This window comes from Pseudomonas sp. KK18, assembly GCF_037094675.1.
Classification (GTDB): domain Bacteria; phylum Pseudomonadota; class Gammaproteobacteria; order Pseudomonadales; family Pseudomonadaceae; genus Aquipseudomonas.
Window position 1 is genome coordinate 4,992,225 of the sequence record NZ_CP146605.1, and the last position, 14,870, is coordinate 5,007,094.

Consider the following 14,870-nt stretch of genomic DNA (forward strand, 5'->3'; position numbering starts at 1 on the left):
TTCACGTTGCAGCCGAGAGAAGACCATGTCTATTTCATCTCCATTATTACGTCTGGTGCTGGTCGGCCTGATCACCGTGCTGCTGGCCCCGTTCGCCAGTGCCGACCCGGCAAAGCGCCTGCGCATCGGCATCACCCTGCACCCGTATTACAGCTACGTCGCCAATATCGTCGGCGACAAGGCTGAAGTTGTCCCGCTGATTCCGGCCGGTTTCAATCCCCATGCCTACGAACCCCGCGCCGAAGACATCAAACGCATCGGCACCCTTGATGTGATCGTGCTCAACGGCGTCGGCCATGACGATTTCGCCGACCGCATGATCGCCACCAGCGAGCGCCCGGACATCCCGGTGATCGAGGCCAACGCCAACGTGCCGCTGCTGGCCGCCACCGGCAACGCTGCGCGCGGTGCGGGCAAGGTGGTCAACCCGCACACCTTCCTGTCCATCAGCGCCTCGATTGCCCAGGTGAACAACATTGCCCGGGAACTGGGCAAGCTCGACCCGGACAACGCCAAGACCTACACCCAGAACGCCCGCGCCTACGGCAAGCGCCTGCGCCAGATGCGCGCCGACGCCCTGGCCAAGCTCACCAGCGCGCCCAACCCCGACCTGCGGGTGGCCACCGTGCACGCGGCATATGACTACCTGCTGCGGGAATTCGGCCTGGAAGTCACCGCCGTGGTGGAACCGGCCCACGGCATCGAGCCGAGCCCCAGCCAGTTGAAGAAAACCATCGACCAACTGCGGGAACTGGACGTGAAAGTGATCTTCTCGGAGATGGATTTCCCGTCCAGCTACGTCGACACCATCCAGCGTGAATCCGGGGTGAAGCTGTACCCGCTGTCGCATATTTCCTATGGCGACTACAGCGCGGAAAAATACGAAGTGGAAATGACCGGCAACCTCAACACCGTGGTGCGGGCGATTCAGGAGTCCGGGGCATGACGGCGGCTGAACACCTGAGTGTGGCCAGCGTTGGCCCGACCCTCGACTTCGATAACGTCGCGCTGACCCTGGGCCGTACGGTGATCCTCGATGCAGTGAGTTTCCAGGTGCAGCCCGGCAGCATCCATGCGCTGGTGGGCCCCAACGGCGGCGGCAAAAGCTCGCTGATCAAGACCCTGCTGGGGCAAACGCCGCACCAGGGCCAGTTGAGCCTGCATTGGCCGGATGCACCCGGCACCATCGGCTACGTGCCCCAGGCGCTGGAGTTCGACCGGGGCTTGCCGATGACCGTCGACGATTTCATGGCCGCGATGTGCCAGCGGCGTCCGGCGTTTCTCGGGCTGTCCAAACATTACGCCGCCGCGATTGGCGACGCACTGGAACGGGTCGGCATGCAGGACAAGCGCAAGCGGCGCATGGGTGCGCTGTCTGGCGGTGAACGCCAGCGGGTGCTGTTGGCCCAGGGCTTGATCCCGGCACCGCAATTGCTGGTGCTGGACGAACCGATGTCGGCGCTGGACGAAGCCGGGATCCAGGTGTTCGAGCGGCTGCTGAACGACTGGCGCCAGGCCGGGATCACCGTGCTGTGGATCGAACACGACCTGGAAGCCGTCGGCCGCCTGGCCGATCGCGTCACCGGCCTGAACCGCCGCGTGCTGTTCGACGCCACGCCGAAAGAAGCACTGACCCCGGACCGCCTGCTGACCCTGTTCTCCACCCACCCACGGAGCCCGGCCTTATGAGCTATGAAGCCTTTCGCCTGATGGTCCAGGGCTGGGCGTCTTCCGGGTATCTGCCGGAAGCGCTGGCCTATGGATTTGTAGTCAACGCCCTGCTCGCCGGCCTGCTGATCGGCCCGGTGCTGGGCGGTTTGGGCACCCTGGTGGTGGTCAAGCGCTTTGCGTTCTTTTCCGAAGCCGTGGGCCATGCCGCACTGACCGGCGTGGCCGTGGGCATTCTGCTGGGGGAACCCTACACCGGGCCTTACGGCAGCCTGTTCGGCTACTGCCTGCTGTTCGGGATCCTGCTCAACTACCTGCGCAACCGCACCGGCCTGGCGCCGGACACGCTGATCGGCGTATTCCTCTCGGTGTCCCTGGCCCTGGGCGCGAGCCTGCTGCTGATTCTGGCGGGCAAGATCAACGTGCACATTCTCGAAAACGTGCTGTTCGGCTCGGTGCTGACCGTCAACGGCAATGACCTGCTGGTGCTGGCGATTGTCGGCGCATTGGTGATGGCCCTGGCCCTGCCGCTGTACAACCGCATCATGCTCGCCAGCTTCAACCCGCAGTTGGCGGCGGTGCGCGGGGTGGCGGTGAAGACCCTGGACTACCTGTTCGTGATCCTGGTGACCCTGATCACCGTGGCGGCGGTCAAGGTCATCGGCGCGATCCTGGTGGGTGCGTTGCTGGTGATTCCGGCGGCCGCCGCACGCCTGTTGAGCCAGTCGCTCAAGGGCTTCTTCTGGATCTCGGTGGTGATCGCCACCGTCAGCACCCTGTGCGGGATCCTGCTGCCGATCATCTTCGACCTGCCGATTCCGTCCGGTGCCGCGATCATCCTGGTAGCCGGTATCGCCTTCGCCCTCGCCGCCATCGCCCGCGGCACGGTCCCCAGCCTGAAAGGGAATCTTGGATAATGCGCCCGATGTTTCGACCACTGCTTCTGGCCCTGGCCATTGCCACACCGGCATTCGCCGCCGACGGCGTCAAGCCGCTACAGATCACCGCCAACCAAGGCGTTGGCCATGTTGCCTTGAACCAGGCCAAGGCGACAAAACCGGTAAAAGTCCTCGCCGCCTTGCCGATCACCTATGGCTTGGCGCAGGTGTTGCTCAAAGGCACTGACGTACAGCTTGAGCGCGCGGCACCGGCCAACCTGCCCGGCTCGCGGCAAGTCGCCTATTTCACAGGGCGCGGTGCGCAGGCGCTGAACACCCTGGCGCTGGACGCCGATGCAGCCATCGGCCTGCGCTCGCTGTGGCCCGACGACCCGCTGTACCCGGTGGCCCGGCGCAGCAATATCCGCATCGTCGAAGTCGACGCCGCGCGCCCGGTGGACGGCGGCTTGCCGGGGATTGCCGTGCAGCCGGGCGCCACCGACGGCCTGAACAGCCAGCCGTGGCAAGCCATCAACAACATGGGGCGTATGGCCGATGTGATGGCCGCCGACCTGAGCCGTCTGGCGCCCGAGGCCAAGCCGCAGATCGAAGCCAACCTGGCCGCGCTCAAGCAACGCCTGCTCAAGCTCACCGCCGACAGCGAAGCGCGACTGGCCAAGGCCGATAACCTGACGGTGGCCAGCTTGAGCGATCACTTTGGTTATCTCGTCAGTGGCTTGAACCTGGAGCTGGTCAGCACCGATGCAAGGGCGGATACCGAGTGGACACCCGAGGCGTTGCAGCAACTGAGCGAAGGCTTGAAGGAGAATGAGGTGGCCGTGGTGCTGCATCACCGCAAGCCAAGCGATGCGGTACAGGCGGCGGTCACGGCGGGCGGGGCGAAGTTGCTGGTGCTGGGCACCGATGGCGCCGACCCGGTGGCGGAACTGGAAGGCAATGTGGATCAGGTGATCAAGGCGCTGTAACGCGCCTCTCACCGGCGAAACACAGTAAATGTGGGAGCGGGCTTGCTCGCGAATGCGGTGTGACAGTCAACACATACGGTGACTGAAACAACGCCTTCGCGAGCAAGCCCGCTCCCACATTTGAGTCGGTGTTATGCCCGAGGTCCGGGTCAGCCGGCAAGTGCCTGGCTATCCATCTTCTGGCGCAGGCTCAGCGGACGCATGTCGGTCCACACTTCTTCGATGTAGGCCAGGCACTCTTTCTTCATCCCGCTCTTGCCCACGGTGCGCCAGCCTTCCGGCACGGCCTTGTAGTCGGGCCAGATGGAATATTGCTCTTCATGGTTGACCACTACCTGAAACAGGATGTCTTCGCGGTCGAATACTGAGGTCATTGCTGTTCTCCGTCGGGGTAAGGCTGGCTGCGCACCACGCACAGCTGATGTAAGAAGGAACGTGCCAGCCCGATAAAAAATTAGAGGCTGGTGACTGACGCCGCCAGGGCGCGACCAAAAATCTCGGCCACACGGTCGATTTCTGCGGCAGTAATCACCAGCGGCGGCAGGAAACGCACGACGCTGCCGTGTCGCCCGCCCAGTTCGAGAATCAACCCGCGCTTGAGGCATTCACGCTGCACCAGCGGCGCCAGTTGGCGATGCACCGGCGGGTGGCCCTGGGCATCAGGCGCACCGGCGGGGTCCACCAGTTCCACACCGAGCATCAGCCCACGGCCACGAATGTCTCCCAACTGCGGGAAGTCGCGCTGCAGGATGCGCAGGTGTTCGCCGAGGCGCTCGCCCATGGCGGCCGCGTGGGCGGGAATGTCGTGGTCCTTGAGGTAACGCATCACCGCCGAGCCGGCCGCCATGGCCATCTGATTGCCACGGAAGGTCCCGGCATGGGCGCCCGGCAACCAGGTGTCGAGCCAGTCGCGATACACCACCACCGCCAGTGGCAGGCTGCCGCCGATGGCCTTGGACAGCACGACCACGTCCGGGACAATGCCGGCATGTTCGAAGGCAAACATCTTGCCGGTGCGACCAAAGCCGCTCTGGATTTCGTCAACGATCAGCGCCACACCAGCCTGCTCGGTAATGCGCCGCAGGCCGCGCAGCCAGTCGAGATCAGCCGGGATCACACCGCCCTCGCCTTGCACCACCTCGACGATCACCGCCGCCGGCAGCAATACACCGGCCTCGGGATCGTTGAGCAGGTTTTCCAGATAATGCAGGTTGACCTTCACCCCTTCCGCGCCGCCCAGCCCGAACGGGCAACGGTAGTCGTACGGGAATGGCAGGAATTGCACGCCATTGCCGAGCAACGCGCCCAGTGGCTTCTTCGGCCCCAGGCTGCCCATCAGGCTCAGGGCGCCCTGGCTCATGCCGTGATAACCGCCCTGGAATGACAACACCGTGCTCCGCCCGGTGGCGGTGCGCACCAGTTTCAGCGCGGCCTCCACCGCATCGGTGCCGGTGGGGCCGCAGAACTGGATCTTGGCTTCCTGCGCCAGCGCCGGCGGCAGCAGGCCGAACAGGTCCTGCACGAATTGGTCCTTGACCGGCGTGGTCAGGTCCAGGGTGTGCAACGGCAATTCATCGCTCAGCACCTGGCGAATGGCATCGATCACCACCGGGTGGTTGTGCCCCAGCGCCAGGGTGCCGGCACCGGCCAGGCAATCGATAAAGCTGCGGCCTTCGACGTCCTCGACATAGATCCCTCGGGCGCGCTTGAGCGCCAGGGGAATGCGCCGTGGGTAGCTGCGGGCATTGGATTCCTGCTGGCGCTGGCGGGCCAGCAGCGGGGTTTCATCGAACTGGTAAAGCGTTTCCGCAGGGACCGCCTGGGTCTCTTCGATACGGCTGGTAGCGACTGACATCTCTCGATCCCTCAATACGCTGATGATGGTGACCAAACTGCCCACCCGTTGGCGCCAGGCCCAAGGGCCGCGCACGGATTTCCTGTTCTGGAAACGCATCAGCGAAGGGAGGATTTACACCTGTGGTCGTTAAAAACAGCTTTAGCGGATTTACCCGGCCACCCCGGTGTATTTTTCATTCAACGCATACAGGATCGCGCAGGTCTGCGCATCCAGCCGCCCACTGTAGTCAGAGGGCCGAAAATGCATCTGGAACGCACGGACACGTTGCTGGAAACCCAGGCGATTTTTCGCCGGGGCATAACCGTAGCGCTGGAACGCCCGCTCCACCTCAACCTCTGGCGGCAGGCCGATGTCGAACCGACGTTGATAGGCCATCTTGGCCACCTCTTCATACCAGGCCCCCACGCCCGCCTCGAACAGGCAGCGCCATGGCAAGCGGGGGCCGGGGTCGCTCTTGCGCCAATAGGCAATGTCGGAATGCCCGAGGATGTCGGTAGGACCGATCACCGGGTAACGCACCTGAATGTCACGAATCAAGGCGATCAACACGTCAATCTGCTCTGCGCCATAGGCCGGGAAGGTCAAGACACCGGCGTCATCCCGGGCCTGGTTGACGATTTCAATGCCGATGGAGCGGCTGTTGAGGTTATCGCGCCCGGCCCAGTAGCTGGTGCCGGCGTGCCAGGCGCGTTGCGCTTCGTCCACCAGGCGAAATACCCGCAACTCGTCATAGCCGGCGGCGCGGTAGCTGGCGTCATGGGGGTCGGCCAACAGGTAGTGGGCACTGAAACCGTCGCGGGTCAGTGCACGCAATGACGAGGCAAAGGGCGCGGCGGTGTAATGCACAATCACCTGGCGCACGGCCTGGCCATTGCGCTCATTGAAGTCGTTTGCGGGATACGTGGAATCGATAACCAACATAGGGGCTGTCCTTTTCAACACAGGCCGAGTCATTCAGCCGGTTCAAACACAAAAAAATGACCGCCATCCTGAAGCGTTGCGCTTGAGGATGGCGGTAGCTATGTGTGCTGTGAAAAGAAGGTTTCAGCGCCGCAACGGCATGCCCAGGTCGACGCGCATGCCATCGGCCTGGCTGTCGAATTTCAGGGAGCACGAGCAGCGCTGCACGATGGCCTGGACGATCGCCAACCCCAGGCCGCAACCCGGGCTGTTGCCGTTGCGCCAGAAGCGCTGGGTCAAGTGTTGCAAGTCTTCGCTGGAAATCGGCGCGCCATGGTCACGCACCCGGAACACCACATTGTCGCCAGCGCTGGACACACTCAGCTCCACCCGGGTATCGGCCGGGGTGTGGCGCAACGCGTTGTCCAGCAGGTTGCGCAGGGCCGCGACGGCCAGGCCCACCGGCATTTCCAAAGGTTTTTCGGACAAACCGTCTGCCAGGATCAGGTCAATACGCTGATTGTCGCCGCCGTTGGCATCCTGGATCGCCAGTTGCGCAACTTGCTCGGCACTCGATTGCAGGCCGTCATCAAACGACAGGCTGCCTTCGACCCGCGCCAGCAGCAGCAACTGCTCAAGGGTGCGGTGCAAGCGGTCGGCGCCCTCTTCAGCGTGGGCCAGGGACTGGTCACGGGCGGCGCCTTCGGTCATGCGCGCCACTTGCAGGTGGGTCTTGATCGCAGTCAACGGGCTGCGCAGTTCGTGGGCCGCGTCACCGGTCAAGCGGCGTTCGCGTTCGATGGTCTTGGCGATGCGTTGCAGCAACTGGTTCTGGGTGTCGAGCAGTGGCTTGAGTTCGCTGGGCAGCGGGCTGATCTGCAACGGTTCGAGGGAGTCGGCACTGCGGCGCATCAAGGCGTCACGCATGCGGTTGAGCGGCAACAGGCTCTGGCCGATCCCCAGCCACAACAGGCACAGGCAGCCCAACAATGCCACGCCCACCGGCACCGAGGCGGCCAGCAGGATCGACAGGTTCAACGCTTCACGCTCCACCTGCCGGTCGGCGGTGGTGATAAACAAATCGCCACGGGACAGGGTAAAGCTGCGCCAGCCCACGCCATCAATCATCTGGTCGCGAAAGCCGCTCTTGCGCGACTCCAGGCCCTGGTCCGGCGTGGTGTGGCTGCGGGCCAAAACCACGCCGCGCAAGGAACTGACCTGGCACGCCATACCGCCTGGCACGTTCAATTGTTCGGCGCTGAAGTGCGCGCCCTCCCCCGTGCTGGAAAGGCCGGGCATCTGCTCCATCAGGCCCGCCACCATGCGTGCCGACGCCACCAGGCGCTGGTCGAGGGAAAACATCATCTGGTTGCGCAGGTCGTTGAGCATCCACGCGGCGGCCAGGACCCAGATCAGCACGAAAGCTGCGCCGAGCTTGAAGGTCAGCCGCAGGCGCAGGCTCATCACGAAGCGTCCTCTCCACCGTCAGCCGGGCCCAGGCGATAGCCCAGGCCGCGCACGGTTTCGACGATGCCATTGCCGAGTTTGCGCCGCAGGTGGTGGATGTGCACGTTGAGGGCGTTGCTTTCCAGTTCATCGTTCAGGCCGTAGACGCTGTCCTTGAGCTGCTCGCTGGAGAGCACCCGGCCGCGGTTCTGCAACAGGGCCTGCAACAGCGCCTGCTCGCGGCGGGACAGGTCCACCGACTCACCGCCCAGCAACGTTTCGCGGCTGCTGGGGTTGTAGGTCAGGCGCCCGTGCTCGATCAGGTTGACGCTGCGGCCGGCTACCCGGCGCAACAGGGTGTGCAGGCGTGCGGCGAGTTCGCGCAGGTCGAAGGGCTTGAGCAGGTAGTCGTCGGCACCGGCCTGCAGGCCGTCGACGCGGTTGGTCACCGAATCCCGTGCGGTCAGGATCAGCACTGGAATCTCCAGGCCCTGGCTGCGCAGTTGCTGCAACAGCTTCAAGCCGTCTTCATCCGGCAGGCCGAGGTCGAGTACCATCACGTCGAATTCCGCCACCTTGAGCATCGCCCGGGCAGCCGCAGCCGTGCCGACGCGCTCGACCGTCAGGCCCTGGGCGCTGAGCCCGGCAACAATGCCGCTGGCGATCAGCTCGTCGTCTTCACAGACCAGTACGTGCATGGTGAACCCTTTGCAAAATGTGAGGGTGATTAAAAAGGCAGTGGATTAAGCGTGCATTATGCCGCCAACGCCAAGAATCCCGGATAATCGCTTCTTTCTAGGATAGCCCGGTTAATCATCGGTTAATCAACGCCACACATTGTGTGTCCCACTTGCTTCGAACTAAGGCTTGATCATGCGGCATCTGTTTATCTTTCTGCTGGTAGTGTTTGCTGGATTCGCCCAGGCCGCGCCTGGCAACAATCCATTCGAGACCAAACCCGACTTCCTCCCGGTGGGCAAAGCCTTCACCTTTACCTCCGAGCGTCTGGCCTCCGGCGAAACCCAGTTGTATTGGCAGATTGCCGACGGTTACTACCTGTACCAGCAACGCATGAAATTCGATGGCCTGGCTGAAAAGCCGACGTTGCCCCAGGGCGAAGCCCACAGCGACGAGTTCTTCGGCGAGCAGCAAGTCTATCGCCAGGGCCTGGAAGTGAAGATTCCCGCTGGCGCCACCGGCCAGGTCAAGCTCGGCTGGCAAGGCTGCGCCGATGCCGGCCTGTGCTACCCGCCGCAATCGATCACCGTGGACCTGGGCGGCAACCCTGCCGTCGCCGCCACCGGCCAGGCCCAGGACCAAAGCCTGGCCAGCGGCCTGCAACAACGCAGCCTGGGCTGGAGCCTGCTGGTGTTCTTCGGCCTGGGCCTGCTGCTGGCCTTCGCCCCGTGTTCCTTGCCGATGCTGCCGATCCTCGCCGGCCTTGTGGTCGGCAGCGGCGCCAGCCCACGGCGCGGCTTTGCCCTGGCCGCCAGCTACGTGGTGTGCATGGCGCTGGTGTATGCCGCGCTCGGTGTATTGGCTGCGCTGCTCGGCGGCAACCTCGCCGCCCTGCTGCAAACCCCGTGGATCCTCGGCAGCTTCGCTGCGTTGTTTGTGATTCTCGCCCTGCCGATGTTCGGCTTCTTTGAACTGCAACTGCCGGCCTTCCTGCGCGACCGCCTGGACAACGTCAGCCGTAACCAAAGCGGCGGCAGCCTGGTAGGTGCCGGCGTGCTCGGCGCCTTGTCCGGCTTGCTGGTGGGCCCGTGCATGACCGCGCCCCTGGCCGGCGCGCTGTTGTACATCGCCCAAAGCGGCAACGCCTTGCACGGCGGCTTGATCCTGTTTGCCATGGGCATCGGCATCGGCGTGCCGCTGTTGCTGCTGGTGACCGTGGGTAACCGCTTCCTGCCCAAGCCTGGCACCTGGATGAATATCCTCAAGGGCATCTTCGGCTTCCTGTTCCTCGCCACCGCCGTGCTGATGATTCGCCCGGTGGTCGGTGAAACCCTGTGGCTCGGCTTGTGGGGTGTGCTGGCGCTGGTCATGGCCTACTGCGGCTGGCGCCTGGCCCACGATTTCGGGCGTACCGCCATGCTGTTCGGTGCCGGTTCGCTGGTGCTGGGCCTCTGGGGCAGCGTATTGGTGATCGGCGCGGCCGGCGGCAGCGACGACCTGTGGCAACCGCTGAAGGTCTACAGCGGCTCGCGGGCAGCTGGCGCTCCCAGCGCCCACGAAGCCTTCATGACCATCAACGACCCGGCCGTGCTGCAAAGCCAGCTCGACAGTGCCAAGGCCCAGGGCCAATGGGTACTGGTGGACTACTACGCCGACTGGTGCGTGTCGTGCAAGATCATGGAAAAACAGGTGTTCGGCAAACCCGAGGTACTGGACGCCCTCAAGGATGTGCGCCTGCTGCGCCTCGACGTCACCGCCGACAACGCCGCCAGCCGCGAGCTGCTGGGCCGCTACAAGGTCCCCGGCCCGCCGAGCTTCGTCTGGATCGGCCCCGACGGTGAAGAGCGCCGCGCCCAGCGCATCACCGGCGAAGTCGACGCCGCCGCCTTCCTGCAACGCTGGACCCAAGCCCGGGAAGCCCTCTGATGCTGACACTGACCATCGGCACCTTCGCCATCGCCCTGAATCACTTGCTGCTGATCACGGCGTTGATCCTCGCCACCCTGGTGGGCTGGCGGGTGGCCAAGCGCGGCGGCGAGAACCCCGAGTCGGTGCTGTTCACCCTGTTTCTGCTGGGTATGCTCGCCGCACGCGTCAGCTTCGTATTGATGTACTGGTCGTACTACCAGAATGACCCGCTGCAAATCGTCGACCTGCGCGACGGCGGTTTTCTCGCCTGGCCCGGCGTGATCGTGCTGATCATCGGCGCGCTGATCTACGGCTGGCGCCGCCCGCTGCTGCGCAAGCCGCTGAGCGCCGGCGTGATCACCGGCCTGGCGTTCTGGGCCTTGACCAGCCTGTCCCTGACCCTCTACGAAAAAGGCACGCACCTGCCGGACATTGCCCTGCGCAACGCCAATGGCGAAACCGTGCAACTGGCCGACTACAAGGGCGGCCCGCTGGTGATCAACCTGTGGGCCACCTGGTGCCCGCCGTGCCGGCGCGAAATGCCGGTACTGGAAAGTGCCCAGCGCCAGCGCCCGGACGTGACCTTCCTGTTCGTCAACCAGGCCGAAAGCATGCAAAGCGTCGCCACCTATCTGGCGACCCAGGGCCTGAACCTGGACAACGTGCTGTTCGACGCCAGCGGCCGCCTCGGCCAGGCCGTCGGCTCCATGGCCTTGCCCACCACCCTCTTCTACCAACCTGATGGTCGCCTGATCAACAGCCACCTGGGCGAACTCTCACAGGCCAGCCTGGCCCGCGCCATGGAGCGCTTCGAGCCGACCCCCGCCAAACCGGCCTTGCCGGCCACCACAAGGAATTCGCCATGCTCCGCCTCCGCCACCTGCTGACACTCCTGCCCCTGACCCTGGCCGCCAGCCTGGTCCACGCCGAAGACTGGCCGGCGCCGATCAAGAACATCGAGGCCAAGGGTGCCAAGATCATCGGCAAGTTCGATGCGCCCAGCGGCCTCACAGGTTACGCGGCGCAATACCAGAACCGTGGCATGGCGCTGTACCTGACTGCCGATGGCAAAAGCGTGATTGCCGGCAACCTGTACGACGCCGATGGCAATGACCTGAGCACCGCGCCGCTGGAGAAACTGGTGTATGCGCCGATGGCCAAGGAAGTCTGGGCCAAGATGGAACACAGCAACTGGATCCAGGACGGCAACAAGGACGCGCCGCGCATCGTGTACCTGTTCAGCGACCCGAACTGCCCGTACTGCAATATGTTCTGGGAACAGGCACGGCCGTGGGTGAAGTCGGGCAAGGTGCAGTTGCGGCACATCATGGTGGGGATTATCCGTGAAGACAGCCCGGGCAAGTCGGCCGCGCTGTTTGCCGCCAAGGACCCGCAACAGGCCTTGGAAGCCCATGAGTCGGCCGGTAAAGGCAGCAAGTTGCAGGCGCTGGAAAAGATCCCGGCGGATATCCAGGCCAAGCTTGATTCGAATATGAAGCTGATGGACGAGCTGGAGTTGTCGGCCACGCCGGCAATTTTCTATCTGGATGACAAGGGTGGATTGCAGCAACAGCAAGGAGCGCCGTCGCCGGATAAGCTGGTGAAAATTCTCGGTCCGAAATAAGCAGACTGTTGGAAAAGGCCTCCCAAAAGCCGGAGGCCTGTATCCTTCAAGCGACCAATTCCAAGCAGATCAAACCTCCTCCACAACCAGTAACGTCACATCGAAGTCATTGCCGGGGTTCCCCATCTGACGATTATCAACGCTGAGCCTTGTCGTTGAAGTGGCAGTAAAGGTTCCTTGGAGCAACTGCCAAGACAACCCAGGAGAGGTGATCGAAGTAATATCGGCCCCGTTTGCCACCAACACCATAGAAGGCTTTGGAGGTGAGCCGCTATTGTCACGTATCCAAGCACTGAACCTGTAAATACGGCCTGACTGCAGTTGAGTGTAGAGTTTGAAAAGCTTTTCGCGCTGTGTAACGGGGTTACTGGTGTACGTATTCCCCCAATCAAACAAGTAATACCCCGACGCTGCTCCCGGCACTGCCCCGGTTTTAAGTACCAGGTCACCCTGAGATGCTGCTCCCGCCCCTCTTTGCCAGTTATTCCAGCCTTTCTGGTTCGGGTTAAAGTCAGTTACATCTTTCATAGGCTTGGTAAAAACCAAACTCAGTACTGGGAAGACGATCTCCTGACCCGGGCTGGGACTGCCATCCGGCGTGCAGCCGAATGTCACGACCAACGGTGTAAGGTTACGCAACTGCTCCAACTCGGAGCGCAGGAGAACCCGTCTCAGGCCGTTCTCAACATCCCCCTCGGTAATCAGTTCGGCCATCATCACCCTGATGACATAGGCGCTCCCATCTTCCCTTGTGCCGTCTACTTGTAGCCAACCTCTCTGCCCCGCCAGGATAAACCACCATTTTTCCACAGTAATATGGGCATCTCCCGCGAATGTCCGCAGGTCCAGAATACCGCTTTGGGTCGCAGGTGGCGTGGCCTCGGGCACTACCGGCACCGGCAGCCGCACCGGTACACTGATGCGCAAATTGAGCGTTTTGGAGGGTGCCCGCTTGCAGGCACTGGTGACGGTGTAGTTAATCTGGATCGTTTTACCGGCGCCTTGAATCACCGCTTCACGGGGGATTGGGAAATCCACATAACCCGGGTCGCCGTTGCCGGGCTCCGGCGCCAACGGCAAGCGGGTACCGTCCGACCGAATCCAGTCCAGGCTGATCATTTGCCCCGAGCTGATGTGTGCATACTCCACACGCACCGTCACACCGTCCCGACCGTTCCAAATCGTCAGGTCCTGGCCGACTGCCTCCAGCACCCTTGGTGCGTCGAGCACCAGCGCTTCCTGTTCAAGCTCCAAGTGCAACACCGGGAACCGTTCAGCGCTGGCCAGATCAACCTGGCCATTGAAGTTCACCGCAAAGTGCACGCTCAACCCACTGCAATCCGCCAGTTTTTGCAGCTCATGCCGCGACAGCACCGCACTGACGCCGTCGTGCAACCACTCCTCGGCCAGCGGCTCCCCCTCCAGCACATCAAAATGGTAAGGCGTGCCATCGTCCAATTCACCGGTGGCCCATAACCAGCAAGGCTGGCCCAAGGCACGATAAGGGAAAGGAATCACCAGGGCTTGTGCGTCACCGTGGAAGGTATTGAGGTCCAGTACATGGCCTGTGGCCTGGAGAACCTGCGGTGCAGGCAACTCGCTGACATTGAGAATTTGCACATGGCGTTCAGGCGATGGCCACGTCTGACCTTCCCGCTGGACCGTGTAATGGACCGTGACCTGTTCATTGAAATTGGCGCTGATAGCCGAGGGTGGCACGTGAAATTCCACAAACGCCTCATCGCCAGCATTTTTACATTCCAGCTGCGGGCTACCCGCCCCGGGCGTGCCCTCCCAATAGGCACACACCCAGTCGCATGGGCACATCTGCTCATAACTGACCCTGATGGTAGCCCCCTCCTGGGCATTGACCGGATTGAGTGCATAGTGTTCAGGCGAAATCAGCGTCGCTTCAACCAGCGTAGGTGCCACGAGATTCAAATGGGGTTCAGTGAGCACCGTCAATGTGGTACTCGGAAAAAGTCTGGATGCATCATCCTCCGGACCGTTAAAGGCCACGATAAATACCAGGGTCAGTTGACTGCCCTGTTTAAGCCCCCGCAGTTTGTCCAAGGGTAAAGCTCTGCGCCATCCCTCATGCACCTCGGCTTCTGTCACCTGCTCGTGATTGACCAGGCGAAGCGTAAAGGCGCTCCCGTCCGCCAGGGTGCCATGGAGGTCCAGCCAAACGAACTGAATCGGATCAATAAACACCCAAGGCGTCACATACACCTGCGGGTCTTGCCCACACAATACTGTAAGGTCCAACACCCCATCGACCGCCTGAGGCACGTCAGGATGGGGAAGATCGTTGAACGGCAATGTCACATAAATATCGCTCTCACTGCTGGAAAACTCCTCGCCATTATGGGTAACCACACAACGAAACAGCGCAAAGCGATTGATACGCAGCCCGACGTAATAGGGCGGGATATGAAAATCCACACACCCCTCTGTCACACCATGCAGGGGCTCAGGCGCATATTCTTCCCCTGGCAAGCTCTTCCAGAACACCCGAATGAGGTCATCCTCACTCATTCCTTCATAACAAACTCGAAGCGTTGCGCCGTCGATCGCATCAAGCGGATCCAGCCTTCGTCCCACAGCTTGAACCAATGTAACCTCAGGAACGATGGCGGTTGCAGATTTGGCAGGCATACCTAAACTCCTTTTCCATGAGAAGAGCGCCTCATGACGGACTGAAACCAGTCCGACTGGCGAGCCCTTATCAAATGCTGAAAAAGAAACCGAATCTACTGTCAGAATTCACAGTTCCAACCTCAAAAACCACGCCGCACGACGAGTGGCACGTCGTGGCACGAGTGATTTTCTATCTGGATGACAAGGGCGAACAGCAAGGAGCGCCGTCGCCGGATAAGCTGGTGAAGATTCTCGGTCCGAAATAATCAGCCCTAGCCTGAAAA

The 14,870-nt window shown here is 62.4% G+C and carries 13 protein-coding genes and 1 pseudogene; 8 read left to right on the forward strand and 6 right to left on the reverse strand.

What is annotated here, in order from left to right:
- The first annotated feature begins 25 nt into the window (after window positions 1–25).
- Genes V6607_RS22375 through V6607_RS22390 form a run of 4 tightly spaced genes read left to right on the forward strand, consistent with a single transcriptional unit; the run spans window position 26 to window position 3,532 of the window.
- The gene (locus V6607_RS22375; RefSeq protein ID WP_023659272.1) at window positions 26–946 is read left to right on the forward strand and encodes a metal ABC transporter substrate-binding protein; all 921 of its coding nucleotides are present in this window, start codon (window positions 26–28) and stop codon (window positions 944–946) included.
- Window positions 943–1,689 (forward strand): metal ABC transporter ATP-binding protein, encoded by a 747-nt coding sequence (locus V6607_RS22380; RefSeq protein WP_102369603.1) that lies wholly within the window; start codon window positions 943–945, stop codon window positions 1,687–1,689. The genes V6607_RS22375 and V6607_RS22380 overlap by 4 nt, the downstream gene beginning before the upstream one ends.
- The gene (locus tag V6607_RS22385) at window positions 1,686–2,585 is read left to right on the forward strand and encodes a metal ABC transporter permease (RefSeq protein WP_003208998.1); all 900 of its coding nucleotides are present in this window, start codon (window positions 1,686–1,688) and stop codon (window positions 2,583–2,585) included. The genes V6607_RS22380 and V6607_RS22385 overlap by 4 nt, the downstream gene beginning before the upstream one ends.
- Window positions 2,585–3,532 carry a zinc ABC transporter substrate-binding protein gene (locus V6607_RS22390; protein WP_134327059.1) on the forward strand — a complete coding sequence of 316 codons (948 nt, stop codon included), beginning with the start codon at window positions 2,585–2,587 and terminating at the stop codon, window positions 3,530–3,532. Before V6607_RS22385 ends, V6607_RS22390 begins: the two co-directional genes overlap by 1 nt.
- 149 nt (window positions 3,533–3,681) lie before the next feature.
- Here the strand turns inward: V6607_RS22390 and V6607_RS22395 are convergent, their stop codons facing one another.
- From V6607_RS22395 to V6607_RS22415, 5 genes are all read right to left on the reverse strand, one after another.
- Window positions 3,682–3,906 carry an MbtH family protein gene (locus V6607_RS22395; protein WP_003209001.1) on the reverse strand — a complete coding sequence of 75 codons (225 nt, stop codon included), beginning with the start codon at window positions 3,904–3,906 and terminating at the stop codon, window positions 3,682–3,684.
- 80 nt (window positions 3,907–3,986) lie between these two features.
- A complete protein-coding gene (locus V6607_RS22400; RefSeq protein ID WP_087695097.1) occupies window positions 3,987–5,387 on the reverse strand; it encodes an aspartate aminotransferase family protein in 1,401 nt (466 codons plus the stop codon).
- Window positions 5,388–5,537: 150 nt separating this feature from the next.
- A complete protein-coding gene (locus V6607_RS22405) occupies window positions 5,538–6,311 on the reverse strand; it encodes an N-acetylmuramoyl-L-alanine amidase (RefSeq protein WP_134327060.1) in 774 nt (257 codons plus the stop codon).
- 123 nt (window positions 6,312–6,434) lie between these two features.
- Window positions 6,435–7,754 carry an ATP-binding protein gene (locus V6607_RS22410; RefSeq protein ID WP_008431673.1) on the reverse strand — a complete coding sequence of 440 codons (1,320 nt, stop codon included), beginning with the start codon at window positions 7,752–7,754 and terminating at the stop codon, window positions 6,435–6,437.
- The gene (locus V6607_RS22415) at window positions 7,754–8,434 is read right to left on the reverse strand and encodes a response regulator (protein WP_003209011.1); all 681 of its coding nucleotides are present in this window, start codon (window positions 8,432–8,434) and stop codon (window positions 7,754–7,756) included. Before V6607_RS22415 ends, V6607_RS22410 begins: the two co-directional genes overlap by 1 nt.
- Before the next feature lie 175 nt (window positions 8,435–8,609).
- Here V6607_RS22415 and dsbD point away from each other — a divergent pair, with 175 nt between their 5' ends.
- From dsbD to dsbG, 3 genes are read left to right on the forward strand one after another with little or no spacing between them, the layout of a single operon-like run.
- Complete coding sequence (gene dsbD / locus V6607_RS22420; RefSeq protein WP_134327061.1) at window positions 8,610–10,340, forward strand: protein-disulfide reductase DsbD; 1,731 nt, start codon at window positions 8,610–8,612, stop codon at window positions 10,338–10,340.
- Window positions 10,340–11,209 (forward strand): TlpA disulfide reductase family protein, encoded by an 870-nt coding sequence (locus V6607_RS22425; protein WP_087695093.1) that lies wholly within the window; start codon window positions 10,340–10,342, stop codon window positions 11,207–11,209. The genes dsbD and V6607_RS22425 overlap by 1 nt, the downstream gene beginning before the upstream one ends.
- Window positions 11,185–11,946, forward strand: coding sequence for a thiol:disulfide interchange protein DsbG (dsbG, locus tag V6607_RS22430; RefSeq protein WP_003209017.1), 762 nt, complete (start codon window positions 11,185–11,187; stop codon window positions 11,944–11,946). The genes V6607_RS22425 and dsbG overlap by 25 nt, the downstream gene beginning before the upstream one ends.
- A 69-nt stretch (window positions 11,947–12,015) precedes the next feature.
- Here the strand turns inward: dsbG and V6607_RS22435 are convergent, their stop codons facing one another.
- Complete coding sequence (locus V6607_RS22435; protein ID WP_102605700.1) at window positions 12,016–14,604, reverse strand: hypothetical protein; 2,589 nt, start codon at window positions 14,602–14,604, stop codon at window positions 12,016–12,018.
- A gap of 167 nt (window positions 14,605–14,771) precedes the next feature.
- On the opposite strand from V6607_RS22435, the pseudogene V6607_RS22440 reads away from it, so the two are divergent.
- A pseudogene (locus V6607_RS22440) lies at window positions 14,772–14,852 on the forward strand (thiol:disulfide interchange protein DsbG); the annotation flags it as partial.
- Between the last annotated feature and the right edge of the window lie 18 nt (window positions 14,853–14,870).